The 25,204-nt window shown below is 68.0% G+C and carries 24 protein-coding genes and 2 tRNA genes; 10 read left to right on the top strand and 16 right to left on the bottom strand.

Going from position 1 to position 25,204, the window contains the following annotated elements; all coding sequences use genetic code 11:
• The first annotated feature begins 20 nt into the window (after window positions 1-20).
• Window positions 21-1,505 carry a PepSY-associated TM helix domain-containing protein gene (locus tag G6N53_RS14470; RefSeq protein ID WP_163889389.1) on the top strand — a complete coding sequence of 495 codons (1,485 nt, stop codon included), beginning with the start codon at window positions 21-23 and terminating at the stop codon, window positions 1,503-1,505.
• Window positions 1,506-1,600: 95 nt separating this feature from the next.
• Here the strand turns inward: G6N53_RS14470 and G6N53_RS14465 are convergent, their stop codons facing one another.
• From G6N53_RS14465 to G6N53_RS14455, 3 genes are read right to left on the bottom strand one after another with little or no spacing between them, the layout of a single operon-like run.
• A complete protein-coding gene (locus tag G6N53_RS14465) occupies window positions 1,601-2,308 on the bottom strand; it encodes an HNH endonuclease family protein (protein WP_163889387.1) in 708 nt (235 codons plus the stop codon).
• Entirely contained in the window at window positions 2,305-4,527 is a 2,223-nt protein-coding gene (gene recG / locus G6N53_RS14460; RefSeq protein WP_163889385.1) for an ATP-dependent DNA helicase RecG, read from the bottom strand. The genes G6N53_RS14465 and recG overlap by 4 nt, the downstream gene beginning before the upstream one ends.
• Window positions 4,528-4,529: 2 nt before the next feature.
• Complete coding sequence (locus tag G6N53_RS14455; protein ID WP_163889383.1) at window positions 4,530-6,167, bottom strand: fatty acid kinase ATP-binding subunit FakA; 1,638 nt, start codon at window positions 6,165-6,167, stop codon at window positions 4,530-4,532.
• 245 nt (window positions 6,168-6,412) lie between these two features.
• On the opposite strand from G6N53_RS14455, the gene rpmB reads away from it, so the two are divergent.
• A complete protein-coding gene (rpmB, locus tag G6N53_RS14450) occupies window positions 6,413-6,607 on the top strand; it encodes a 50S ribosomal protein L28 (RefSeq protein ID WP_163889381.1) in 195 nt (64 codons plus the stop codon).
• A gap of 154 nt (window positions 6,608-6,761) precedes the next feature.
• Complete coding sequence (locus G6N53_RS14445; RefSeq protein WP_163889379.1) at window positions 6,762-7,040, top strand: hypothetical protein; 279 nt, start codon at window positions 6,762-6,764, stop codon at window positions 7,038-7,040.
• Window positions 7,041-7,053: 13 nt separating this feature from the next.
• Here the strand turns inward: G6N53_RS14445 and G6N53_RS14440 are convergent, their stop codons facing one another.
• Together G6N53_RS14440 and G6N53_RS14435 are read right to left on the bottom strand one after the other, a co-directional pair.
• Window positions 7,054-7,734 (bottom strand): uracil-DNA glycosylase, encoded by a 681-nt coding sequence (locus tag G6N53_RS14440; RefSeq protein ID WP_163889377.1) that lies wholly within the window; start codon window positions 7,732-7,734, stop codon window positions 7,054-7,056.
• 28 nt (window positions 7,735-7,762) lie between these two features.
• Complete coding sequence (locus G6N53_RS14435; RefSeq protein ID WP_163889375.1) at window positions 7,763-8,746, bottom strand: thiamine-phosphate kinase; 984 nt, start codon at window positions 8,744-8,746, stop codon at window positions 7,763-7,765.
• A 123-nt stretch (window positions 8,747-8,869) separates the two neighbouring features.
• Between G6N53_RS14435 and G6N53_RS14430 the strand changes: the two genes are divergently transcribed.
• Together G6N53_RS14430 and G6N53_RS14425 are read left to right on the top strand one after the other, a co-directional pair.
• Window positions 8,870-9,112: an Lrp/AsnC family transcriptional regulator gene (locus G6N53_RS14430; RefSeq protein WP_163889373.1), complete on the top strand. Its 243-nt coding sequence runs from the start codon at window positions 8,870-8,872 to the stop codon at window positions 9,110-9,112.
• A gap of 11 nt (window positions 9,113-9,123) precedes the next feature.
• The gene (locus G6N53_RS14425) at window positions 9,124-9,672 is read left to right on the top strand and encodes a DUF3515 domain-containing protein (protein ID WP_163889371.1); all 549 of its coding nucleotides are present in this window, start codon (window positions 9,124-9,126) and stop codon (window positions 9,670-9,672) included.
• A 3-nt stretch (window positions 9,673-9,675) separates the two neighbouring features.
• On the opposite strand, the gene G6N53_RS14420 is transcribed toward G6N53_RS14425, so the two are convergent.
• Genes G6N53_RS14420 through G6N53_RS14410 form a run of 3 tightly spaced genes read right to left on the bottom strand, consistent with a single transcriptional unit; the run spans window position 9,676 to window position 12,952 of the window.
• Window positions 9,676-10,779 (bottom strand): D-alanine--D-alanine ligase family protein, encoded by a 1,104-nt coding sequence (locus tag G6N53_RS14420; protein ID WP_163889369.1) that lies wholly within the window; start codon window positions 10,777-10,779, stop codon window positions 9,676-9,678.
• Between the two features lie 53 nt (window positions 10,780-10,832).
• Window positions 10,833-11,951, bottom strand: coding sequence for a cystathionine gamma-lyase (locus G6N53_RS14415; RefSeq protein WP_163889367.1), 1,119 nt, complete (start codon window positions 11,949-11,951; stop codon window positions 10,833-10,835).
• 5 nt (window positions 11,952-11,956) lie between these two features.
• Window positions 11,957-12,952: an NAD(P)H-dependent glycerol-3-phosphate dehydrogenase gene (locus G6N53_RS14410; RefSeq protein ID WP_237166522.1), complete on the bottom strand. Its 996-nt coding sequence runs from the start codon at window positions 12,950-12,952 to the stop codon at window positions 11,957-11,959.
• A 44-nt stretch (window positions 12,953-12,996) separates the two neighbouring features.
• Between G6N53_RS14410 and cofC the strand changes: the two genes are divergently transcribed.
• The 3 genes from cofC to mutT1 all read left to right on the top strand — a co-directional run bounded on the left by cofC (window position 12,997) and on the right by mutT1 (window position 16,932).
• Window positions 12,997-13,713, top strand: a complete 717-nt coding sequence (gene cofC, locus G6N53_RS14405) for a 2-phospho-L-lactate guanylyltransferase (RefSeq protein WP_237166521.1) — start codon at window positions 12,997-12,999, stop codon at window positions 13,711-13,713.
• Window positions 13,714-13,777: 64 nt separating this feature from the next.
• A complete protein-coding gene (locus G6N53_RS14400; RefSeq protein ID WP_163889365.1) occupies window positions 13,778-15,964 on the top strand; it encodes an RNA degradosome polyphosphate kinase in 2,187 nt (728 codons plus the stop codon).
• A 68-nt stretch (window positions 15,965-16,032) separates the two neighbouring features.
• Window positions 16,033-16,932 carry an 8-oxo-(d)GTP phosphatase MutT1 gene (gene mutT1 / locus G6N53_RS14395; protein WP_163895887.1) on the top strand — a complete coding sequence of 300 codons (900 nt, stop codon included), beginning with the start codon at window positions 16,033-16,035 and terminating at the stop codon, window positions 16,930-16,932.
• Between the two features lie 108 nt (window positions 16,933-17,040).
• Here the strand turns inward: mutT1 and G6N53_RS14390 are convergent, their stop codons facing one another.
• From G6N53_RS14390 to leuC, 3 genes are all read right to left on the bottom strand, one after another.
• A complete protein-coding gene (locus tag G6N53_RS14390) occupies window positions 17,041-17,691 on the bottom strand; it encodes an HU family DNA-binding protein (RefSeq protein ID WP_163889363.1) in 651 nt (216 codons plus the stop codon).
• A gap of 202 nt (window positions 17,692-17,893) precedes the next feature.
• Entirely contained in the window at window positions 17,894-18,487 is a 594-nt protein-coding gene (gene leuD, locus G6N53_RS14385) for a 3-isopropylmalate dehydratase small subunit (protein ID WP_163889361.1), read from the bottom strand.
• Window positions 18,488-18,506: 19 nt separating this feature from the next.
• Window positions 18,507-19,952: a 3-isopropylmalate dehydratase large subunit gene (leuC, locus tag G6N53_RS14380; protein ID WP_163889359.1), complete on the bottom strand. Its 1,446-nt coding sequence runs from the start codon at window positions 19,950-19,952 to the stop codon at window positions 18,507-18,509.
• Window positions 19,953-19,990: 38 nt separating this feature from the next.
• Here leuC and G6N53_RS14375 point away from each other — a divergent pair, with 38 nt between their 5' ends.
• Window positions 19,991-20,692, top strand: coding sequence for an IclR family transcriptional regulator (locus G6N53_RS14375; protein ID WP_163889357.1), 702 nt, complete (start codon window positions 19,991-19,993; stop codon window positions 20,690-20,692).
• A gap of 24 nt (window positions 20,693-20,716) precedes the next feature.
• Here the strand turns inward: G6N53_RS14375 and G6N53_RS14370 are convergent.
• From G6N53_RS14370 to G6N53_RS14355, 4 genes are all read right to left on the bottom strand, one after another.
• A tRNA-Glu gene (locus G6N53_RS14370) sits at window positions 20,717-20,789 on the bottom strand.
• A gap of 64 nt (window positions 20,790-20,853) precedes the next feature.
• Window positions 20,854-20,925: transfer RNA gene (locus tag G6N53_RS14365), tRNA-Gln, on the bottom strand.
• A 120-nt stretch (window positions 20,926-21,045) separates the two neighbouring features.
• Entirely contained in the window at window positions 21,046-22,518 is a 1,473-nt protein-coding gene (gene gltX, locus G6N53_RS14360) for a glutamate--tRNA ligase (protein WP_163895885.1), read from the bottom strand.
• A 5-nt stretch (window positions 22,519-22,523) separates the two neighbouring features.
• A complete protein-coding gene (locus G6N53_RS14355) occupies window positions 22,524-23,303 on the bottom strand; it encodes a fumarylacetoacetate hydrolase family protein (RefSeq protein WP_163889355.1) in 780 nt (259 codons plus the stop codon).
• A gap of 88 nt (window positions 23,304-23,391) precedes the next feature.
• Between G6N53_RS14355 and G6N53_RS14350 the strand changes: the two genes are divergently transcribed.
• Entirely contained in the window at window positions 23,392-24,666 is a 1,275-nt protein-coding gene (locus G6N53_RS14350; protein ID WP_275999641.1) for an MFS transporter, read from the top strand.
• Here the strand turns inward: G6N53_RS14350 and G6N53_RS14345 are convergent.
• Window positions 24,557-25,153 (bottom strand): hypothetical protein, encoded by a 597-nt coding sequence (locus G6N53_RS14345; protein WP_237166520.1) that lies wholly within the window; start codon window positions 25,151-25,153, stop codon window positions 24,557-24,559. The genes G6N53_RS14350 and G6N53_RS14345 overlap by 110 nt on opposite strands.
• Between the last annotated feature and the right edge of the window lie 51 nt (window positions 25,154-25,204).

The following is a 25,204-nucleotide window of genomic DNA, read 5'->3' as shown; positions in this document are numbered from 1 at the left end:
TTCACCGAAATCGAGGACCGATGTCCGTCACCGAAACCGAACAGAGTCCGGCTCCCGAGGCCGGCCCACCAGCGCGCCACCGGCAGTTCTTCATGCGTCTGCACTTTTACGCCGGCATCTTCGTCGGCCCATTCCTCCTTGTGGCCGCCCTCAGCGGCGGCCTGTACGCGATAGCTCCCACCCTTGAGAAGTTGGTCTACCGGGACTATCTGCATGTCGAGTCGCAGGGTCCGGCGCTACCGGTCGCCGAGCAGATACGTGCCGCCCAACAGGTGCGACCCGACCTCATCCTGGCAGCGGTCAGACCGGTGGGCAATCCGGGCGACACGACGCGGGTGATGTTCACCGACTCAGACCTCGGCCCCTCTGAGCGGCACGCGGTGTTCGTCGATCCGGTAACCGCCGAACCGGTGGGTCAGCTGACTGTCTACGGCAGCAGCGGAGCCCTGCCGGTGCGGACCTGGATCAGCAATCTGCACCGCAGTCTGCTTCTCGGAGATCCGGGCCGGATCTACAGCGAACTCGCCGCCTCGTGGCTGTGGCTCATCGCGCTGGGTGGCGGGTACCTGTGGGTCAGTCGATACCGCCGGATGAAAGCGCGGGGTTCGGCCAAAGCACGGTTGCTGACGGTCGATCGGAGCACGACGGGCCGCTCTCGGACCTTGAATTGGCATGGAACGGTGGGAATCTGGGTCGCCGGCGGCCTCCTGTTCCTGTCTGCGACCGGACTCACGTGGTCAACTTATGCAGGTGCGAACATCGACACGTTGCGCTCAGCGATGTCGTGGACCACACCCGCGGTTTCGAAAGCCCTGCCAACCGCCGGTCGATCCGGTGCCGAGGGCGATCCGGCAGCCCACGCCGGGCACAACCACCACGAGGCCGCTGAACTCGGCACATCACAGGCGTTTTCGGCTTCTCATGTGAACGAGGTCGACCGGGTGCTGAGCTCGGCCCGTGCGGCCGGGCTCGACGGGCCGGTGGAGCTGGGCATTCCCGCCGACGCCGATTCCGCGTTCACAGTGGCGCAGACCCGTCAGCCGTGGGTGATGTCGAACAGTGCGGTCGCCGTCGACGGGGCCACCGGGGCGATCACCGACACTTCCTGGTTTCCGGACTGGCCGTTGGCAGCCAAGCTGTCGGCATGGGGCATTCAGCTCCACATGGGGACCCTGTTCGGGCTGGCGAATCAATTGGCCTTGGCGGTCCTGGCGATCGCACTGGTCACGATGATCGTCCGCGGCTACGTGATGTGGTGGAGACGCCGACCAAAGCAGGGGAACCGTCGGTTCGGCCGACCACCGCGTCGCGGCGCGCTGGCGATGTTGCCGCGCGGTGCGGCACTCGCGGTGATCGTCTGCGCCGCAGCGATCGGCTGGTTCATCCCCCTACTCGGCATCAGCCTCGTGGCGTTCGTGGCAGTCGACGTGGTCGTCGGACTGTTGCAGCGCCACAGGCCGAGACGGCAGGGAAACACCTGTCTACCTGTTCACATGTTAAAGTGAAAACACGGTTCGGCCGTGGGCGGCGTCGATGCAGCACATCACGTAGCGACTGTCTCCACAGGCGGTGGCGATGCCACGGCCGAACCGTTCTCGAATCAGCCCGTCGGGCAACTCTGCGCGGCGTCACGCAGCACTTCCGCAGACGGCGCATCCACGGGCAGCCCGTAGCCCCGAAGCACCGCGATGTACTGCATCGAGTACTGGCAGTGGAACGCGGAGTTCGGCGGCATCCACAGTGCCGGCTCCTTGTCCCCCTTGTCCTGATTGGTCGGCCCGTCGACGGCCAGCAGGTTGGCCGGATCGTTGGCGAAGCGCGTCCGCATCCCCTCGGTCCAGTTTCGCGCACCGAGGTCCCACGCGAGCGCCAGCGGTACCAGGTGGTCGATCTGCACCGCGGCACCGGTCTGGTTGCCGCGGGTGAACGGCACGACCCCGCTGGTGTACGGGTCGTGCAGCGTGCCGGTGGCCACCGCGGTGGGACAGCGGCTGATCGACACATAGGTCTTGTCGCGCAGATCGCGGTCGAGGATGTCGTTTCGGGTGTCGCAGCCGTTGCGACCACCCGGTGCGGTGGTCTCGTCGGTCCACGACTCGCCGAACGCGTCCCGCCGGTAGTCGTATCCGCGGACACGTTCCGGTATCTCGGCCACGCCGGCGAGCACATCGGCACCCGGCGCCACGGTCGGCAGTTCGGCCTGCGCGATGACCCCGGAGTGACTCTGCGATGTCGAGGTCACCTGCACGGCGACGATCACCGCGAGCGTGGCGATCACCATTGCCCACAGAACTTGCCTGCGGCTCATGACTTCTCCAGAAACTGCACTCGATCGGCGTCGATGAACGGTGCCGACAGCACTGCCATGCCGGGGTCGTGCGGGTCCGCTTCGTACACCCGCTCGCTCAACTCTTTCGCCGCGAGGATGATGTCCAGATGCCTGGCCAGCGACAGGAACCGCAACGTGACGGCGCGGCCGGACTGGTGGAATCCGAGCACATCCCCTTCGCTGCGTTCGACCAGGTCCAGATCGGCCAGCTTGAAGCCGTCGAGGGTGCCGGCCACCGCCGTGAGCCGTTGCCCTGCCTTGGATGTCTCCGGCAGCCGGGTGGCCAGCAGGCACAGGCTGGGATGCTGGCCGCGGCCGATCCTTCCTCGAAGTTGGTGGAGCTGACTGATCCCGAACCGGTCGGCGTCCATCACGACCATGACGGTCGCGTTGGGCACGTCGACGCCGACCTCGATGACCGTCGTGCACACCAGGACGTCGATCTCGCCGGCGCGGAACGCCGCCATCACGGCTTCCTTTTCGTCGCTGGGCAGGCGACCGTGCATCAGCCCGAGCCGTAGACCCGCCAGCGGCCCGCGCTGCAGCCGCGCGAACAATTCCACGACGGTGACCGGTGGCGGGCCCTGCTCCTTGGAATCCTGGCCCTTCTTGGCGGGTTTCGTATCGTCCTCGTCGATCCGCGACGCGACGATGTATGCCTGTCGCCCGGCGCGCACCTCCTCCACCACGCGGGCCCAGGCCCGGTCCAGCCAGGCGGGCTTCTGGGTGATGAAGATGGTGTTGGTGGTGATGGGCCGCCGGCCGCGGGGCAGTTCCCGCAGCGTCGAGGTCTCGAGGTCGCCGTACACCGTCAGCGCCACGGTTCTGGGGATCGGGGTCGCAGTCATCACCAGCAGGTGGGGGGTGATGCCCTCGGGAGCCTTGGCGCGCAACCGATCCCGCTGCTCCACCCCGAACCTGTGCTGCTCGTCGACGACCACCATGCCCAGCCGGTGGAACTCCACGGCATCCTGAAGCAACGCATGCGTGCCGATGACGATCCCGGCCTCGCCGGAGGCGACCTCGTCGCGCACCTCGCGTTTCTGTTGCGCCGACATCGATCCGGTCAGCAGGCCCACCCTCGTGGCCTGCTCCGCCCCGCCCAGCTGCCCCGCGAGCGCCAGTGGTCCGAGCATCGCGCGGATCGACTGAGCATGTTGGGCGGCAAGCACTTCGGTCGGCGCGAGCAGTGCGCACTGGTAACCGGCGTCGATCATCTGCAGCATCGCCAGCACGGACACGATCGTCTTGCCGGAGCCCACCTCGCCCTGCAGCATGCGGTTCATCGGACGGGTTGCGGTGAGCTCGGCGGAGATGACACCGAGGACCTCGCGCTGCCCGTCGGTCAGTTCGAACGGCAACCGGTCGGCCATCGCGGCCGCCAGACCGTCGTCGCGGCGCGGCGCCGGCGGGCCCGAGTCACTCAACTCACTGTGCCTGCGGACCACCAGCCCCCACTGCAGTCCGATCGCTTCGTCGTAGGTGAGGCGTTCGATGGCTCGCGTACGGTCGATGCTCGTCTCGGCGAGATGGGCCGCTCGTAGCGCCTCGTCCTCCGACATCAGATCATGTTCTCGGACAAACCATTCCGGAACCGTCTCGGCGACCGGGTCCAACACGGCGAGCACCTGACGCACACAGGCGTAGATCTCCCAGGTCTGCATCTTGGAGTTGGCCGCATAGATCGGGAAGAACTCCCGCTCGAACTCCGACAGCAGTTCGTCACCGGACGCGCCGGAGGCGGCCGCGATGGAGGCCAGCGACTTGGTGCCTTTTCCGGAGTCGAGGACCAAAAACGCCGGGTGCGTCAGCTGCATGGTGCCCTTGAAGTAGCCGACCTCCCCGGACAGCATCACCCGGGCCTTCTCGGTCAGCTGCCGTTTCAGGTACTTGGCGTTGAAGAAGGTCGCGGTGACCTTCGGCCGGCGATGTCCGAGCGTGATCACCAGGTACTCACGTCTGGGCCCACGGGTGGTCCATTTGGGTTCTGCTCTGGTGATCTCGTCGACGAAGGTGACGTGCTCCCCTTCCTCGAGGTCGAGCTCCTCCCCTTCGCCGCGGGTGGTCATGGCATCGCTGTACTTGCGCGGGAAGTACCGCACCAGGTCGTAGACCGTGCGGATACCGAAGTACTCGTCGAGTTGGCTGGCAGCCTTGTCGCCGACCAGGAACGGCAGCCGATCGTTCAACGAGGCCATCGTCACTCCACTCCGATCAGCAGCGCGTCGCCGCGGTGGCCGGTGTGGAAGGTCACGATCTCCGTCCCCAGGTGATGGTGATGGACGTGGTTGACCAGCGCCTCGGCGACGTCGTCGTCCACCCCGTCGCCGGTGAGCACCGTCACCAGTTCACCCCCCGCACCGAGCAACAAGTCGATCAGTCCTGCTCCCGCGGTGACGATGTCTTCGCCCACGATCACCACCTCGTCGCCGGCGATCCCGAGCCCGTCGCCCGGCTTGCAGGCGCCCGCCCAGGTCAACGCCTCGACGGCAGCCACGCGGACGGATCCGTAGCGGGCGCCCGCCGCCGCTCTGGCCATCGTGTAGCCGTCGTCGACGAGCTGACGGTCGGCATCGTGGACGGCCAACGCCGCCAGGCCCTGCACCATCGATCCGGTGGGTACGGGCGCCATGACGATTCCCCAGTCCGAGGCGACCGCCCACCCGGCGAGCAACTCCTCGGCGGCGACGTACCCGTTCGGCAACACCATCACCTGCGCGGCGCCGGTGTTGACCAGCGCGTGCAGCAGCTGCTGGGCGCTGACGGGCAGGTCCGGCTCCGCGCGCAGGATCTGGGCGCCTTCACCGGTGAAGAGTCGTTCGGCGCCGTCGCCGTCGACGACGGCCAGCACGGCCCGCTCGCGGCTCCAGCCGCCGGCGGGATGGCGGTCGGTGGTCGCCGCGAGCGAGGTGATCTGGATCCGGCTGAGGCGCCCCACGTCGAGGCCGGCTTCGACCGCGGCCCCGGCGTCGTCTGCGTGCACGTGCACCGAATAGTGCCCCGCCCCGGCGCCTCCCGATGCGGCGATGGCCACTGATTCGCCGAGTTCGTCCAGACGGGCCCGCAGTTTCTCCACGGCATCGGTCTCGCAGTCACCGAGCAGATACATCACTTCGAACTCAGGAGATCGTGAGGCCGCGGGCACTGCTGCGGCCGTCGCCGGGGCCGGTAGGTAGGCGTCGCGCTGGCAAACCTGCCCGGACAGCGTCGCGCTCAGCGCATCGAGCAATACCAGCAGGCCCCTGCCGCCCGCATCCACCACACCCGCTTCGGCCAGCACCGCGAGCTGAGTGGGTGTGCGGTCCAGGGCCTCGGCCGCCGCATCGGCACTCGCGGCGACCACCTCGGCCACCTCACACCGGTCACCGGCGGCCTGCTCAGCGGCAGCAGCCGCCCCCTGCAGGACCGACAGGATGGTGCCGGGCACGGGTTCGCCCATCGACGTCACGACCAGGGTGGCCGCGTGCCGCAGCGAGGCGCCGAAGAGCGCGCCGTCGATGTCGGTCAAGGGGCCGTCGCGGTCAGCGGCCGCCGCCCCCGTCACCTCCGCGAGGCCGCGCAGGATCTGCGACAGGATGACCCCGGAGTTGCCCCGCGCACCGCGCAGTGCGCCGTCGGCCAGCGCGGCGGCCAGCGCTGCGACGTCGTCCACAGTGGCGAGCACGTCGGCCTGGGCCCAGGCGGCACGCATGGTGAACAGCATGTTGGTTCCGGTGTCGGCATCGGCGACCGGGAACACGTTGAGCCGGTTGATCTCGTCGGTGTGCCTGATGAGGTCCGCGACGGCAGTGTGTGCCCAGCGTCTCAGGGAAGGCGCATCGAGCCGCCGAGCCGACATCCCCACCTCCAAGACCCGCCGTGGTGCCGGCGTTGCACCAGATACGCAGCCGCCGTGGGCGCCAGCCTATCCAGTACCGGCGACAGCGCCGAAGACGACGAGGCCGGGCCTGTGGACACCGCCCCCGGGCCCGATTTTTGGCGATACCTGCGTCGGCCGGTATTCTGATCGGGTTGTCGGGTCAAGCCGCTGATGAGCGGCTGAGAGGCCCAGACCCCCAAGTACTGATTCGAGGAGTTCTACATATGGCTGCGGTGTGCGATATCTGCGGGAAGGGCCCCGGCTTCGGCAAGTCGGTGTCGCACTCCCATCGCCGGACCAGCCGTCGGTGGAACCCCAACATCCAGCCGGTGCGCGCGGTCACCCGGCCCGGCGGCAACAAGCAGCGGGTCAACGTGTGCACGTCCTGCCTGAAGGCCGGAAAGGTCTCACGCGGCTGAACGCCGTGTCACGCGGCTGAACGCCGTATCACGCGGCTGAACGCCGTGTCGTACATCTGCACCGACAGCGCGGCCGTTTAGTGCCGACCCTGTCGGGTACGCCAAACCTTGAGGTCGGGCACCAGGCCCGGTCGGAAAGGAAATGGCCATACAGATGACTTTTGCCGCAACGGCCCGTCCCGCTCTGATCACCGTCTCCGGGGCTCTGGCTGCCGGATGGTTCCTGGTCGCATGTGGCGACGACGGATCCGCCGACACCGAGAACACCACCGTCGAGACGACGGAGACCACCCAGACCACAGAGCCAGCGGACACGACTGAACCCACCATCGAGGTTCCCTCGCCGGACGTCGAGGCGCCGGACGTCGAGGCGCCGGACGTGGACATCCCGTCGCCCGAGGTGCCAGAGGTCACGCCGAGCCCGGTTCCCTGACCCGCGTCCGGCGTCACTGGGGCAGCCGCCAGTCGACTGGCTCGGCTCCCATCTTCTCCAGCAGGTCGTTGGTACGGCTGAACGGCCGCGACCCGAAGAACCCCCGTGACGCCGACAGCGGTGACGGATGCGCCGATTCGATGACCGCGGTGTTCCCGAGCATGGGTTTCAGCGTGGCGGCGTCACGCCCCCACAAGACTGCGACCAGCGGTTGCCGGCGGGCCACCAGCGCTCGGATCGCGCATTCGGTCACCGCTTCCCAGCCCTTGCCGCGATGTGACGCCGGCATCCCCGGGCGCACCGTGAGCACCCTGTTCAGCAGCATCACTCCGCGCTGCGCCCATGGCGTCAGGTCTCCGTTGGCCGGGGCGGGGAGGCCGAGGTCGTCGCGGTATTCGGTGAAGATGTTGGCCAGGCTGCGGGGCAGCGGGCGTACCTCCGCTGCGACCGAGAAACTCAGCCCGACTGCGTGCCCCGGCGTCGGGTAGGGATCCTGGCCGACGATCAGCACCCGCACCTGTTCGAACGGGAAGCTGAACGCGCGCAGGACGTTCGGCCCGGCAGGCAGATAGCGCTGGCCATCGGCCAGTTCCGAGCGCAGGAACTCACCCATCTGCGCGACCTGGGGTTCGACCGGCTCGAGTGCGCGGGCCCAGGCCTCGTCGACCAACTCGCTGAGAGGACGTGCAGTCACGAGAGGCCAACATAGTGTGCGGCGTAGTTCAGAACGACTGCCAGCCCGGATCTCCGCTCCACCGGGCGCCGTCGACGGTCACCCGCGGCGGCGCTTCTGTGGTGTCGGTGGCGTCGAGGACCGTGCCGATCACGCGCCAGCCGGGCGGGGGCGCGGCCCGGAACGTCGCGACGAGGGCGTGATCCTCCCCACCCCCGAGCACCCAGTCCAGCGCCGCTGAGCCCGACGCGGCGGCCGCGGCCACCAGAGCGTCGATGTCGGACCGCAGACCGGCGGTGTGCACATCGACCCGCACCCCTGAGGCCGACGCGATGTGGTCCAGGTCGGCCAGCAGTCCGTCGGAGACGTCCGACATCGCGGTCGCACCGGCTCGCGCCGCCACCGCGCCCTGGCCGTAGGGCGGTTCGGGCACCAGGTGGTACCGGCGCAGTTCGTCGAAACCACCGATACCGCCGATGCCGTTGCGCCACAACGTATATCCAGCCGCCGAGCGGCCGAGATGGCCGATCACCGCCACCGTGTGACCGAGGCGGGCTCCGCCGCGGCGAACCGGTTCGAGCCCGCCGAGGTCGCCGAGCGCCGCCACCGAGATCACCCACTGCGGAGCACGCACCATGTCACCGCCGACGATGCCCGCCCCCAGCAGACCCGCCTCGTGCCACATTCCGTCGGCGAGTTCGACCGCACTGGCGGTCGCGGTGTCACCGGGGGCACCGAACCCGACGACGAACGCCGTGGCGCGGGCCCCCATCGCCTCGATGTCGGCGGCGTTCTGGGCGATGGCCTTGCGGCCCACGTCGTACGGTGTCGACCAGTCGAGCCGGAAGTGGCGGTCCTCGACCAGCATGTCGGTACTGACGACGGTCCTGCCGTCGGGCGATGCGACCACCGCCGCGTCGTCGCCGGGGCCGAGCGAAACCCACGGCGGCTGACGGCGTCCAGCCACCAGCCGGTCGATGGCTGCGAACTCCCCCACCCCTGCCAGCGACTCGTCCGGGTGATCGCCCGCCATGTCCGGTCCTTCCGTCGCGCTTGCCGCTTCGCCGCGTCTTCGTGCCCTGAACACTCCGCCCACCTGCGGTACGTTTGGTCCCTGCGGCGAGGAGTCTATGCAGCCGGACGGAGGGATAGCGGCGTGGTCGAGGCCTTTGTTCTGATCCAGACCGAGGTCGGTCGCGCCGAGGTGATCGCCAAGCAACTCGTCGGCCTGACCGGGGTGTTGTCGTCGGAGTATGTGACCGGACCCTACGACGTCGTGGCACGGGTCGGCGCAGACACCCTCGACGAGCTTCGGACCGCCGTCGTTCCCGGCGTGCAACAGGTCGCCGGAATCACCCGCACCCTGACCTGCCCCATCGCCGACGGGTCGGCGCCTTAGAGTCCAGCGTGATGAACAGCGAAACCGGTGACGGCCCGCCGCGGCCATTGCTGATCGCGGCGCTCGTCGTGGCCGTCGGCGCCGTTGTCGCGGTCCTCGTCGTCGCCGCCGTCGTGCAGCGCCCGTCCGCACCGTCACCTGTCGCCATCGCCGCCGCACCGGCGCCGCAGGCCGACAGTCCCGACTGCCGCGCGCTCGTCGAGGCACTGCCCGAGCAACTCGGCGATTACACGCGGGCGCCGGTGCGGGAACCCGCCCCGGCCGGCACGGCGGCCTGGCAGGCCGACGGTGCGGACGACGCGCTGATCCTGCGGTGCGGACTCGACCGCCCTGTCGGTTTTGTGGTGGGCGCCCCGCTGCAGATGGTCGACGCCGTTTCATGGTTCCGGGTCACCGACCAGGCAGCGCAGGGACGCAGCACCTGGTTCGCGGTGGACCGGCCGGTCTATGTGGCGCTGACCCTGCCTCCCGATTCGGGTCCGACGCCGATCCAGGCCATCTCCACGGCGATCACCGAGGCGTTGCCCGCCACCGCGGTCCGTCCCGGGCCGGTCGGATGACCGTCAGCGCAGGCCGGTGCCGCGGGCGATCGCGGTGTCGACCATCGTGGCGAGCAGCGTCGGGTAGTCGACGTCGCTCGCTGCCCACATCCGCGGATACATCGAGATCGTGGTGAACCCGGGCATCGTGTTGATCTCGTTGATGACGGGTCCGTCGTCGGTGAGGAAGAAATCGACGCGGGCCAGGCCCTGGCAGTCGATGGCGCGGAAAGCCCGGATCGCCAACCCCCTGACCTCCTCGGCGACGGCGTCGTCGACCTTGGCCGGTACGTCGAGTTCCGCGGCGTCGGCGAGGTACTTGGTCTCGAAGTCGTAGAACCCGTCTTCTCGGCCGCGCACGCCGGCCACCCGGATCTCGCCGACGGTGCTCGCCTCGACGCGTCCGTCGGGGAACTCCAGCACGCCGCACTCCAGTTCCCGCCCGGGCACGGCTGCCTCGACGATGACCTTGGGGTCGTGCCGGCGGGCCTGGTCGATGGCGACGTCGAGCATGTCCCAACCGGCGACCCGGCTGACCCCGATCGACGAGCCACCACGCGCTGGCTTCACGAACACGGGCAGCCCCAGCCGTTCGCGATCCTCCAACGACAGCGTGGCCTGCTGCGGGCGCAGCACGACGTGCTCGCCGCTCGGCAGCCCCTCCGCCGCCAAGAGCTTCTTGGTGAACTCCTTGTCCATGCCGGCCGCGCTGGCGAGCACCCCCGCGCCCACATACGGAACGCCGGCGAGTTCCAGCAGGCCCTGGATGGTGCCGTCCTCGCCGTAGGGCCCGTGTAGGACCGGGAAGACGACGTCGACGGCGGCCAGCATCTCGCCGGCTCCCTCGCCCAGGGACAGCAGTTGACCGTGTCGGGTCGGGTCGGCGGTCAGCGCGAGCGCGGTGCCCGACGATTCACCGACCTGCGGCAGGATGCCGTCGGTGATGGCCAGCGTCTCGGGTCGACCGTCGGTGAGCACCCAGGCCCCCCCGGGCGAGATCCCCACCGCGACCACCTCGAAGCGCTCCGGGTCGAGGTTGCGCAGGATGCTGCCGGCAGAAACACACGAGATCGCGTGCTCAGAGCTACGTCCGCCGTAAACGACGGCTACGCGGGTGCGGGCAGTCACAACCTAGAGAGGCTACCGCCCCCGGAGGAATACGCAGGGGCCGCGCCCGCCCGTCACGCCGGCCCGAGGGCCTGTTCGATGTCGCTGACCAGGTCATCGGTGTCCTCGATGCCCATCGACAGCCGGGCGAATCCGTCGGCGACGTCATCGCCCCACCGGGCACGGCGGTCCACCGAGGAGTGGATCCCACCAAAACTGGTCGACGCGACCAGCAGCGCGCTGTTGCCGACCAGTTCGTGCACAGCCGCCGCGGTTGCCAACTCCACGGCGACGACGCCACCGAAGCGACGCATCTGCACGGCGGCCACCGCATGCGAGGGGTCGTCGGGCAGACCGGGATAGCGGACCGCCTTCACCGCGGGGTGTGATCGCAGCATCAGCGCGACCGCGGCGGCGTTCTGGCATTGGCGTTCGAACCGCAACCCGAGACTGCCGAGGCTGCGCAGCACCAGCCAGGCCTCGAACGCGCCCAGGATGGGGCCGGCCAGCAGTCGTTCCCGCTCCAGGCGCGCCATCACCTCGAGGTGGCTGCCGGCGACGTACCCGGCCAGCACGTCGTGGTGCCCGGCAAGCGCCTTGGTGGCGCTGGCGACCACGAGGTCGGCGCCCAGCGACAGCGGTTGCTGCCCCAGCGGCGTGGCGGTGGTGTTGTCGACGACGAGCATCGCACCGCCGGCCCGGCAGATCATCGCCAGCTGGTGCAGATCGACCACGTCGAGCCCCGGGTTCGACGGTGTCTCGGCGAGCACCACGTCGCCGCGGCCGGCACCGGAGGCCGCGTCGCACATCTGGGCACACCTCGCCTCGACCACCCTCACGCCGCGCGGTTCGAGATACTCGTGGGCGTAGGCGCGCACCTGGTAGTAGCCGTCGGCGGGAACGACGACGGTGCGGCCGGGCTGGGCGACGGTCCGCAGCACCGCCGTGATGGCAGCCATTCCGGAGCCGAACGTCAGTGCCCCTGCGGCCCCCTCGAGCCGGGCCAGTGCCGATTCCAGTTGCCGCCACGTGGGATTGGACCTACGGCCGTAGCTGTCCAGTGAATCGTCTTCGTCGGCGGGGAGGTGGTACGCAGCGGCGGGAACCGGTGGCGACGCGATGGGACTTCCCGGAATCGCCTCTGAGCCAACAGCTTTGATGCTGCGAGTGGAATCTCCGTAGGTGCCGGGCATGGGCCCTACTCCGGCTTGGTGGTGCGGCCGAGCAGCAAGGCCACCGCGTCGTCGACGGACAATCCTCTGTGGCAGACCCCGTGTACGGCCTCGGTGAGCGGCATCTCGACGTCGTAGGCGGACGCCAGCGCCAGCACCGACTCACACGACGTGACACCTTCGGCGACGTGGCCGCCGGTCGCGGCGAGCGCGGCCTGCATGGTGCCTCCCCTGCCGAGCCGCTCGCCGAACGAACGATTACGGGAGTGCGGCGACATGCACGTCGCAACCAGGTCGCCGATGCCGGCAAGCCCGGCCAGGGTGGCGGGCTTGGCTCCCAACGCGATTCCGAGACGCATGATCTCGGCGAGACCACGGGTGATGATCGCCGCCGCGGTGTTCTCGCCCAACCCGGAACCGGCGGCCATCCCGCATGCCAGGGCGATGACGTTCTTGCATGCGCCCCCGACCTCCGCGCCGATCACGTCGGAGTTGGTGTAGGGCCGGAAGTAGCCGGTGGCCAGCGCCCGCTGAATGGTCACCGCCCTTCCGGAGTCGCTGCACGCGACGACGGTCGCGGCGGGTTGACCCTGTGCGATCTCACTGGCCAGGTTGGGCCCGGTGACCACGGCGACCTGCGCCGGGTCGACCCCGGTCACCGCGACGATGACCTGACTCATCCGCATCAGGGTGTCCAGTTCGATGCCCTTGGCCAGGCTGACCAACGTGGCGTCGGGATCGATGGCGTCCTTCCAGCCGATGAGGTTGGCCCGCAGGGTCTGAGCCGGCACGGCCATCAGCACCGTGCAGGCGCCGTCGAGGGCCTCGGCGTGGTCACCGGTGGCGCGGATCGACCCGGGTAGCTCACCGTCGAGGTAATCGGCGTTGCGGTGGGTGCGGTTGATCTCATCGGCCAGCTCGGGCCGACGGGCCCACAGCCGGACGTTGTTGCCGGAATCTGCCAACACCTTCGCCAGCGCTGTTCCCCACGCCCCGGCACCCATCACCGCCGCCTCGACCACGGCTTCAGCGTAGCCGGGGAATAGCGGCTGGCAGGATGGCGCTCGTGAGCAGCATGACCAACGGCACGGCCGAGCCGGTAAGCGCTCGCGCGGAGAACAGACAGCAGCCGGCCACGCTCACGCGTGCTCAGGATCGCGACATCGGGCTGGTGATCGCGGTCAAGCGGCTCACCGCGGCCAAGACACGGTTGGCGCCGGAGTTTTCGGCGGCGACCCGCGAGCAGATCGTGCTCGCCATGCTGGTCGACACGATCGGCGCCGCCTCGGGCGTGACGGCACTGCACTCCGTGATCGTCGTCACCCCCGACGAGACCGCCGCCGCCGCGGCGCAACGGTTGGGCGCGGTGGTGCTCACCGATCCGACGCCCGACGGCCACCCCGACCCGCTCAACAACGCTCTGCTGGCGGCCGAGGCCATGGCACGCAGGCACACAGTGAACGTCGTTGCGCTGCAGGGCGATCTACCAGCGTTGCAGACCCACGAGTTGACCGAAGCGATCTCGGCCGCACGGGGTCGGCCGCGCAGTTTCGTCGCCGACCGGCACGGCACCGGCACGTCGGCGTTGTTCTCTTTCGGAGTCGGACTCGATCCGCGATTCGGCCCTGATTCCGCACAGCGCCATCGTCGTTCGGGGGCAATCGAGCTGACCGGCGCGTGGCCCGGGCTGCGCTGCGACATCGACACCCCCGACGACCTGGTGGCGGCGCGGGGACTGGGCATCGGGTCGGCAACGGCGCAGGCCATCAGCCACCAGAAATGACGGTGACCACCCGATGACCCGACTCGGTGGCAGCAGGACCCCCGGATAGGGAATCATCACAGAGATGACCGAAGCCCAGACCCGGCCCGACAGCTCGGACGCATCGGAGACGGCGGCACCCCTGCCGGTGATCCCGGGCCCGGCTGATGCGGAACCCGAGGCGCCACCGGCGGCAACGCCGCCGCCGGTCGACAACCCGCTGCCCGAGGATCGCTACCTCAACCGGGAGCTGAGCTGGCTGGACTTCAACGCCCGCGTGCTGGCGCTGGCCGCCGATCCGTCGCTGGCCCTGCTCGAACGGGCGAAGTTCCTGGCGATCTTCGCGTCCAACCTCGACGAGTTCTACATGGTCCGGGTGGCCGGCCTCAAGCGCCGTGACGAGATGGGGCTGTCCGTCCGGTCCGCCGACGGGCTGTCACCGCGCGAACAACTGCGCCGCATCAGCGAGCGCACCCAGCAGATCGCCAGCAGGCACTCCCAGGTGTTCCTCGACTCGGTCCGTCCGGCGCTGGCGGCGCAGGGCATCATCATCGTGACGTGGGCCGAACTCGACGAGGCCGAGCGCGGGCGGTTGTCGACGTACTTCCACGAACAGGTGTTCCCGGTACTCACGCCGTTGGCGGTCGACCCCGCGCACCCGTTCCCCTTCGTCAGCGGTCTGAGTTTGAACCTGGCCATCACGGTCAAACATCCCGACGACGGCGGCCAGCACTTCGCCCGAATCAAGGTGCCCGACAACGTCGACCGTTTCGTGGAGCTGTCCAGCAGGGAAGGCACACCAGATGTGGTGCGCTTCCTGCCGATGGAAGAGTTGATCGCCGCCTTCCTGCCGGTGCTGTTCCCCGGGCTGGAAATCGTCGAGCACCACGCGTTCCGGATCACCCGCAACGCGGATTTCGAGGTGGAGGAAGACCGCGACGAAGACCTGCTCCAGGCACTCGAGCGGGAACTGGCGCGCAGGCGCTTCGGGTCCCCGGTAAGGCTCGAGATCTCCGGCGACATGACCGAGGGCATGCTCGAGTTGTTGTTGCGTGAACTCGACGTCGCTCCCGGAGATGTCGTCGAAGTGCCGGGCTTGTTGGATCTCTCGTCGCTGTGGCAGATCTACGGCGTCGACCGGCCGGCGCTCAAGGATCGTCCGTTCGTGCCGGCCACGCCGCCGGCGTTCGGCGAACGGGAGACGCCCAAGAGCATCTTCTCGACCCTGCGTGACGGCGACGTCTTGGTTCACCACCCGTACGACTCGTTCTCCACCACGGTGCAGCGCTTCATCGAGCAGGCGGCCGCGGATCCCAACGTGCTGGCGATCAAACAGACGCTGTACCGCACTTCGGGTGACTCCCCGATCGTCAACGCGCTCATCGACGCTGCAGAGGCCGGCAAGCAGGTCGTCGCGCTGGTGGAGATCAAGGCGAGATTCGACGAGCAGGCCAACATCAAATGGGCACGTGCCCTCGAGCAGGCAGGCGTGCACGTGGTGTACGGGCTGATCGGTTTGAAGACACACTGCAAGACATGTCTGGTGGTGCGGCGTGAAGGCTCGATGATCCGCCGGTACTGCCACGTCGGCACCGGCAACTACAACCCCAAGACCGCACGACTGTACGAGGACATCGGCCTGCTGACCGCCGCACCCGACATCGGTGCCGACCTCACCGATCTGTTCAACTCGCTGACGGGCTACTCCCGCAAGGAGTCCTACCGCAATCTGCTGGTCGCTCCATACGGTGTGCGCAGGGGCATCATCGAGCGGATCGAACGGGAGATCGCAGCCACCAGGGACGGCGCCGACGGCCGGATCCGGATGAAGGCCAACGCCTTGGTCGACGAACAGGTCATCGACGCTCTCTACCGGGCTTCGCAGGCGGGCGTGCGGGTCGAGGTGGTGGTCCGGGGAATCTGCGCCCTGCGCCCCGGCGCCGCGGACTACTCCGAGAACATCTCGGTGCGCTCGATTCTCGGCCGTTTCCTCGAGCATTCGCGGATCATTCACTTCCGCGCCATCGACGAATACTGGATCGGCAGCGCCGACATGATGCATCGTAATCTCGATCGGCGTGTGGAAGTGATGGCCCAGGTTAAGGATCCGCGGTTGAGTGCACAGTTGAACGACATCTTCGAGTCTGCGACCGACCCGAAGACCCGCTGCTGGGAACTCGGCCCGGACGGGCACTGGACAGCGTCTCCTCAGGAGGGGCGGACCGTGCGCGACCACCAGATGTCGCTGATGGAACGCCACCGCCACCCGTAGGACTGGATCTCCGGACCGATTGACCCGCAGGAGCTGAGGTGTCCAAGGAGACCCCACTGGATACGACCATGGCCAAAAAGCCCATCCTTGCCGCCGGCGCGGTGTTGTGGCGGCCCCGCGACGGCGCGGCCACGCCGGAGGTGGCGATCATCCACCGTCCCCGCTACGACGACTGGTCGCTGCCGAAGGGCAAAGTCGATTCGGGCGAGACCGAACCGGTGGCCGCCGTGCGGGAGATCGAAGAGGAGACGGGCTTTCACGCCCATCTCGGCCGCCGTCTCACGACGGTGAGCTATCCGTTGGATCCCGGCATCAAAAAGGTGCGCTACTGGGCGGGGCGTTGTGTCAGCGGGCAGTTCAGCGTCAACGACGAGGTCGACGAGCTCACCTGGCTGCCGGTCGACCAGGCGATGAAGGCGCTGACCTATGCGCACGATCGCAAGGTGTTGCGGCGCTTCGCCAAATTGCCCGCGGACACCCAGACGGTGATGATCGTCCGCCACGCCACCGCAGGGAGCAGGGCCCGGTACAAGGGCGAAGATCGAAAGCGCCCCCTGGACAAGCACGGTCGCGCTCAGGCCGAGTCGCTGGTCGGTCAACTCCTCGCGTTCGGCGCCGGCGACCTGTTCGCCGCGGACCGGCTGCGGTGCCGGCAGACGCTGGATCCTCTGGCCGACGAGCTGGGTGCGGCGATCCGCGAAGAGCCCGAGCTCTCCGAAGAGGCTTACGCCGACAACCGCAAGGCCACCCGCCAACGGATCCTCGAGATCGCGGCGACATCGGCGAACCCGGTGATCTGCACTCAGGGCAAGGTGATTCCCGACCTCATCGAGTGGTGGTGCGAGCGAGACGGAGTCCGGCCGGACAAGTCACGCAACCGCAAGGGCAGCACGTGGGTGATGTCACTGGCCGACGGCCGACTGGTCGCGGCCGACCACCTCGGCACGGCGCTGCCGCCGAAGAAATGACGCGGCAGATGAATTCATACTTCCCGGCTCACCGGCACTGATCCGCGCTGACCGACACACACAAACACGCCGCGGGTCTTGCGACCCGCGGCGTGCCTGAGGTTCTGACTACCTGCGACCGCGCTTGGCCGGAGCCTTCTTGGCCGGAGCCTTCTTCGCGGGAGCCTTCTTGGCAGGAGCGGCCTTCTTCGCCGCAGCCTTCTTCGCGGGAGCCTTCTTGGCAGGAGCGGCCTTCTTCGCCGCAGCCTTCTTGGCCGGAGCCTTCTTGGCAGGAGCGGCCTTCTTCGCCGCAGCCTTCTTGGCCGGAGCCTTCTTGGCAGGAGCGGCCTTCTTCGCCGCAGCCTTCTTGGCCGGAGCCTTCTTGGCAGGAGCGGCCTTCTTCGCCGCAGCCTTCTTGGCCGGAGCCTTCTTGGCAGCCTTGCGTGCAGTGCTGCCCGCAGTCACGCCACGCTTGACCGCCGGGCCATCCGCCGGGAGACGCTGTGCGCCAGAGACAACAGCCTTGAACTGAGCGCCTGGGCGAAACGCCGGCACGGAGGTGGGCTTGACCTTGACCGTCTCGCCGGTGCGCGGGTTGCGCGCCACCCGGGCGGCACGACGACGCTGTTCGAAGACGCCGAAGCCGGTGATCGTCACGCTCTCACCTTTGTGAACCGCACGCACGATGGTGTCAACGACGTTCTCCACCGCCGCAGTTGCCTGCCGACGATCCGAGCCCAATTTCTCCGTGAGTACGTCGATGAGCTCTGCTTTGTTCATGCAAAACCTCCGAATACCAGTGGTCCTCTTTGAACCGACTAGTGGACACGGTAAACCCAATGGCCGCTGATTTCCAAGAGCCACGCGCAATTTCAGGGCAACCCAGCGAACTTTTTTCAATCCGATTGCCGCCCTTGCCGTCCTGCCGGCGACCTTGAAAAGGGGATCGTAGGGGCGCGATTTCGGCCGGAACGGCCGTTCGTCAGGCCGGCAGAGTGCGGGGTTTCCACGCCGGACGGGCGGCCTCGAATTGTTCGATCTCATCCCGTTTCCGCAGCGTAAGGCCTATATCGTCGAGGCCTTCCAGTAGCCGCCAGGCGGTGTAGTCGTCAATGTTGAACGGCACCATGACCGTTCCGGCGGCAATGGTTCGATCTTGTAGATTCACAGTGATTTCCAGACCCGGCTGCTGCTCGATGAGTTTCCACAACAATTCCACGTCGTCTTGCGCGACTTCGGCCGCCAGGAATCCTGCCTTGCCCGCGTTCCCCCGGAAGATGTCGGCGAAACGGGACGAGATCACCACCCGGAATCCGAAGTCCATGAGTGCCCAGACGGCGTGCTCGCGGGACGAACCGGTGCCGAAATCAGGTCCGGCGACCAGAACAGAGCCTTTGTCGAAGGGCGCCTGATTGAGCACGAACGCCGGGTCGTTGCGCCAGGCCGCGAAGAGTCCGTCCTCGAATCCCGTTCGGGTCACCCGCTTCAGATAGACCGCAGGAATGATCTGGTCGGTATCGACATTCGACCGGCGCAGCGGAACGCCGATTCCGGTGTGGGTGCGAAAGGCTTCCATCAAAGTCTCCTGTCGGGTTTCAGTGAGTCGTGACGGCCGGCAGGTCCGCCGGTGAGGACAGCGTGCCGCGTACCGCCGTGGCCGCGGCAACCGCCGGGGACACCAGGTGCGTACGCCCGCCCTTTCCCTGCCTGCCCTCGAAATTGCGGTTGGAGGTCGACGCGCACCGCTCGCCGGCAGAGAGCTGGTCGGGGTTCATCCCGAGGCACATCGAGCAGCCGGCCTGCCGCCATTCCGCACCCGCGGCCGTGAAGATCGCGCCCAGCCCTTCTGATTCGGCCTGGGCGCGGACCCGCATGGAGCCGGGCACCACCAGCATCCGGACGTCGTCAGCGACCCTGCGCCCGCGCAGCACCTCGGCGACCACCCGCAGATCCTCGATCCGGCCGTTGGTGCAGGAGCCGACGAAAACGGTGTCCACCGGGATGTCCCGCATGGCCGTACCCGCGCGAAGGTCCATGTAGGTCAACGCCTTTTCGGCGGCCTGGCGCTCCCCCTCGTCGACGATCAGCTCCGGATCCGGGACCGAACCGGACAGCGGAACACCCTGCCCCGGATTGGTCCCCCACGTCACGAACGGGCTCAGGGTCGACGCGTCGATGTAGACCTCGGTGTCGAATTCGGCGCCATCGTCGGTGCGCAGCAGACGCCACGCGGCCACGGCTTGGTCCCACTGCGGCCCCTCGGGGGCGTGCGGCCGCCCACGCAGGAACTCGAAGGTCGTGTCATCGGGCGCCACCATTCCGGCGCGAGCCCCCGCTTCGATGCTCATGTTGCAGACAGTCATCCGACCTTCCATCGACAGTGCTTCGATGGCGCTGCCGCGGTACTCGATGACGTACCCCTGGCCGCCGCCGGTGCCGATCTTGGCGATGACGGCGAGGATGATGTCCTTGGCACTGACCCCGGGTAGCAGCACACCGTCGACGTTGACCGCCATCGTCTTGAACGGCGAAAGCGGCAGCGTCTGGGTGGCCAGCACATGCTCGACCTCCGAGGTGCCGATACCCATTGCCAATGCCCCGAATGCGCCGTGAGTGGAGGTGTGACTGTCCCCACACACCACCGTCATACCGGGCTGGGTCAAACCCAATTGCGGCCCGATGATGTGCACGATGCCCTGCTCGGCGTCGCCCATCGGGTGCAGCCTGATGCCGAATTCCTCACAGTTGCGGCGCAGCGTCTCCACCTGCGTTCGCGAGATCGGATCGGCGATCGGCTTGTCGATGTCGATCGTCGGCACGTTGTGGTCCTCGGTGGCGATGGTCAGATCCGGCCGGTGGACCGGGCGCCCCGCCAGCCGAAGCCCGTCGAACGCCTGCGGGCTGGTCACCTCGTGCACCAGGTGCAGGTCGATGTAGATCAGGTCCGGCTGCCGCGCGGCACCCTCTCCGGAGCCGGTGACAACAACGTGTTCGCTCCACACCTTCTCGGCGAGCGTGCGGGGCTGGTTCGCGATGGCCATCTTGACTGTCTCACAATCTGGGACGCTAGTATCTCCTTGTGAGACAGGATAGCGGCATCGGCGTGCTGGACAAAGCCGTCGGCGTGCTCCACGCGGTCGCCCAGTCCCCGTGCGGTCTGGCAGATCTGTGTGAGCGCACCGACCTGCCCCGGGCGACGGCCCATCGGCTGGCCGTCGGGCTGGAGGTGCACCGCCTGCTGGCCCGCGACGGTGACGGACAGTGGCGTCTGGGCCCTGCTGTCACCGAGCTGGCCGGCCACATCAGGGATCCGCTGCTGTCCGCGGGCGCCTCAGTGCTGCCCCGACTGCGCGAACTCACCGGGGAGAGCGTGCAGCTCTACCGGCGCGAAGGGACCGCACGGATCTGCATCGCCGCTTTGGAACCGCCTGCCGGACTGCGCGATACCGTGCCGGTCGGGACGCGGCTGCCGATGAACGCCGGATCGGGGGCCAAAGTGCTGCTCGCCTATGCGGATACCGCCACCCAGCAGGCGGTTCTGCCGTCGGCGGCGTTCAACGACCGCACGCTGGCCGAGGTGCGCAAACGGGGGTGGGCCCAGAGTGTTGCCGAACGCGAGCCGGGGGTGGCCAGTGTGTCCGCGCCGGTGCGCGACGGGCGCGGCGCGGTGATCGCGGCGGTTTCGGTGTCCGGGCCGATCGACCGGATGGGCCGGCGTCCGGGCGTGCGGTGGGCCACCGACCTCGTCGCCGCTGCTGACGCGCTGACCCGCAGGCTTTGAGAATTGCCGGCTGTTCGCTTGTTGTACCCCCGATGGGATTCGAACCCACGCTACCGCCGTGAGAGGGCGGCGTCCTAGGCCGCTAGACGACGGGGGCCAGAACTGTTTTCGGTGGGTCAGCATAGCTCAGGTGAGAATGCTGACCTAATCCGTTGCATCGGCTGGGGTACCAGGACTCGAACCTAGAATGGCGGTACCAGAAACCGCTGTGTTGCCAATTACACCATACCCCATTGGCCACCTGTAACCGCTGGTCACAGGCCATTTCGTGAACCCGGCACAGCACGGGAACTCCGCGCTGGGCCTACTGCCGGGCCGACGTGCACACTACCAAATGTTCGGCGGTGTTTTTCTCAGGCCTCCACCGTCGTCGCGGCGGCGACGTCCCGGCCGGCCCGCAGCCGGTCCAGGCTGCGGTCCCGTCCCAGCAGTTCCAGCGACTCGAACAGCGGCGGGCTCACCGACGAACCGGTCACCGCGACCCGGACCGGGCCGAACGCCTTGCGCGGTTTGAGCTCCAGACCGTCCACCAGCGCCGACTTCAGCGCCTCCTCGATGGTCGCCGTGGTCCACCGCCCCAGCCCCTCCAGCGCGTCGAGCGCGGCGCTGAGCACCGGTACGGCCGCGGGCCGCAGCTCCTTGGCCGCCGCCTTCTCGTCGAGCACGAAACCGGCATCGTCGAGGAACTTCAGCAGGTCCCACGCGTCGCCGAGCACCACGATACGGGTCTGCACCAGCCTCGCCGCCTCGGCGAACCGGGCGTCGTCCAGGCCCGTGCGGTGACCGTGCGCGGCGAAGAACGTCGACAGTCGGGCGGCGAAATCGTCCTCGTCCAGCATTCGAATGTGCTCGGCGTTGATCGCGTCGGCCTTCTTCTGATCGAAGCGGGCCGGATTCGAGTTCACATCGGCGACGTCGAATGCGGCCACCATCTCCTCGAGGCTGAACAAGTCGTGATCGTCGGCGATGCCCCAGCCGAGGAGCGCCAGGTAGTTCAGCAGCCCTTCGGGGATGAAGCCGCGGTCGCGGTGTAGGAACAGATTGGACTGCGGGTCACGCTTGGACAGCTTCTTGTTGCCCTCCCCCAGAACGCTTGGCAGATGGGCGAACTGCGGAACCTGCTCGGCAACCCCGATCCGTATCAGCGCCTGGTACAACGCGATCTGGCGCGGAGTGGACGGCATGATGTCCTCACCCCGCAGCACATGGGTGATCTTCATCAGCGCATCGTCGACCGGGTTGACCAAGGTGTACAACGGGTCTCCGCTGCCGCGCGTCAACGCGAAGTCGGGCACCGACCCTGCCGGAAACGTCGTCTCGCCGCGAACCAGATCGTTCCAGGACAGGTCGGCGTCGGGCATCCGCAGTCGCAGCACCGGGTTACGCCCCTCGGCGCGGAAGGCTGCGCGCTGCTCATCGGTCAGGTCGCGGTCGAAGTTGTCATACCCGAGTTTCGGATTACGGCCGGCCGCCAGATGCCGCGCTTCCACCTCCTCGGCGGTCGAGTAGGCCTCGTAGGCCTCGCCCGAGGCGAGCAGTTGATCGAGCACGTCTCGGTAGATTCGGGAGCGCTGCGACTGCCGGTAGGGCTCGTAGGGCCCCCCGACTTCCGGGCCTTCGTCCCAGTCCAGGCCGAGCCAGCGCAGCGCATCCAGGATCGCGGCGTAACTCTCGGCACTGTCCCGCTGCGCGTCGGTGTCCTCGATGCGAAAGACGAACGTGCCACCGGTATGGCGGGCGTAGGCCCAGTTGAACAGCGCGGTGCGGACCAGTCCGACGTGGGGAATACCGGTCGGCGACGGGCAGAATCTGACCCTCACGGGTATGCTTGTCACGACTTTCCTTTGCGTACAACGGGATTGGACAGCGTGCCGATCCCCGAGATCGTGATGCTGACGGTGTCCCCATCCTCGATGGGGCCGACACCCTCCGGTGTCCCGGTCAGGATCAGATCGCCGGGGAGCAACGTCATCACCGCCGACACCCACTCGATGATCGCGCCGACATCATGGATCATCAGCGCGGTGTTGGAGTTCTGGCGCACCTGACCGTTGACTTCGGTGCGCAGGTCCAGGTCGCTCGGGTCGAGGTCGGTGACGATCCACGGACCCACCGGACAGAAGGTGTCGTGGCCCTTGGCCCGCATCCACTGGCCGTCCTGGCGCTGCTGATCGCGCGCCGACACGTCGTTGGCGATCGTGTAGCCGAGAATGTTCTCGGCGGCCCGGGATGCGGGCACGTCCTTGCAGGGCCGGCCGATCACGGCGGCCAACTCACCCTCGTGATGGACCGGGTGGGCATCCGCGGGCAGCTGGATCGGCGAATTCGGCCCGATGATCGACGTGTTGGGCTTGAGGAATATCACCGGGTCCTCGGGGGCGGTGCCGCCCATCTCCTCGGCGTGGGCGGCGTAGTTCTTGCCCATGCACACCACCTTGCTTGCCAGGATGGGGGCCAGCAGCCGGACATCGGCCAGCGGCCAACTCCGCCCGGTGAAGGTCGGGTTGCCGAACGGGTGCTCGGCGATCTCCTTGCAGATTGCCTCGTTCGGGTCGCCTTCGATGCTGACGAAGGCGACTCCATCGGGACTGGCGATTCGGCCGAGACGCATTGCCTCAGCGTAATGCCCGGCCCCTCCGGGCCGACCGGCGCGGCGCAGCTCACCGGTGTCATCTCATGGAGTGAGATGTCGATTCAGCATGATGAGATACCTGTGCGACCATGGCACGGTGGCCGCCTCGTCGATGAGCACCGCCAAGCGCTGGTCGATGCTGGGCATCGCACTGTCGACGACACTGTGCGCGAACGTGTTCATCAACGGCGTGGCGTTTCTGATCCCCACCCTGCACACCGAGCGCGGCCTCGACCTCGCACAAGCCGGCCTGGTGTCGGCCATGCCCAGCCTCGGCATGGTGGTCACCCTCATCGCGTGGGGCTATGTCGTCGACCGGCTGGGCGAACGCCTGGTGTTGGCGCTGGGCTCGGCGCTCACCGCTGCGGCCGCCTTCGCGGCCGCGTCCGTGCAGTCGCTGGTCGCGGTGAGCGTCTTCCTCTTTCTCGGCGGGATGGCGGCAGCGAGCAGCAATACGGCCAGCGGCCGCCTGGTCGTCGGGTGGTTCGCCGCCGAGCAACGCGGGCTGGTGATGGGGATCCGGCAGACCGCTCAACCGCTTGGGGTCGGTCTCGGCGCACTGGTCATCCCACGGGTGGCGGAGCACCACGGCGTCTCGGCGGCACTGCTGTTCCCGGCGATCGTGTGCACCGCATCGGCGTTGATATGTGCGGTGGCCGTGATCGATCCGCCCCGGCCGCCCCGCTCGCTGGCAGCCGCTGCCGATCTGGCCAATCCGTATCGCGACTCGCGGCTGCTGTTGCGTATCCACCTCGCATCGGTGCTGCTCGTGGTGCCGCAGATCCTGGTGTGGACGTTCACGCTGGTCTGGCTGATCGCCGAACACGGGTGGTCGCCAGGCTCCGCCGGCTTGTTGGTCACGCTGGCACAGCTTCTCGGCGCAGGCGGACGGATCGGCGCCGGGCGATGGTCGGATCGGGTTCTCAAGCGTTCCGGTGACGTACTCGGTGCGCGGATGCGACCGATCCGGATCATCGCGGCCGCCGCGGCCGTGTCCATGGCGTCTCTCGCCCTCACCGATTGGCTGGACTCGCCGGCGAGCATCGCGGTGATGATGGTCGCCTCGATGGTCACCGTCTCCGACAATGGCTTGGCGTTCACCGCGATTGCCGAGATCGCCGGCCCGTTCTGGAGCGGGCGCGCTCTGGGCACACAGAACACCAGCCAGTTGTTCACCGCCGGTGTGGTGCCGCCGTTGTTCGGGGCCCTGATCGGCACGGCGGGATTTCCGGTCACCTTCGCGGTGTGCGCGCTGTTCCCGTTGATGGCGATTCCCGCTGTGCCGGTGGCTTGCGGGGCAACGACACCACCGCGGCCGTCAGGAAGCACAGGGCACCGATGAACGTGCCGAGGTTGGCCAGCCGTTCGTCGGCGGTCAGGCCGGACACCCGGACGAACGCCGCCACTGCCGACACCCCGAAGGCCACGCAGCCGATCAGGTTGACCGCAGCCGCCCACCAGGCACGCGACCGGAGTTCGAACACCCCGACCGTCGCGGCCACGGCGGCCATCGCAAGCACCCCGCTGAGCAGGAACGCGATCGACCCGGTTGCGTCGGGTGCCCACACGTAGCGCCGTTGCGCACTCACGGCGTGGGCCCACACCGCCGCGCCGGTGCTGAGATTGAACAGCAGAGTTCCCGCGAACTGGACTGCCGCCGAAGCTGACTCGGCGTCGGATGCACGACTGTGCGGTCCCGGCTGTCTCGTCGAGATCAGCTGCATCCATGCGGCGGTGGTGAAGAACCACGAACCGACGAAGCACAGGACATTGGCCGCACCCGCACCGGCCCACGCCGGGAACCCCGGGACGGTGGCCACCGCGAACAAGGACGAGCCGAGCGCGAACAGCCGGCACTGTCGTGTCAGCGTCGCGAATCC

This window comes from Mycolicibacterium hippocampi (genome assembly GCF_010723735.1).
GTDB lineage: Bacteria > Actinomycetota > Actinomycetes > Mycobacteriales > Mycobacteriaceae > Mycobacterium > Mycobacterium hippocampi.
The sequence above is the reverse complement of the archived record's forward strand: the minus strand, read 5'-3'. Positions and strand labels throughout refer to the sequence as shown.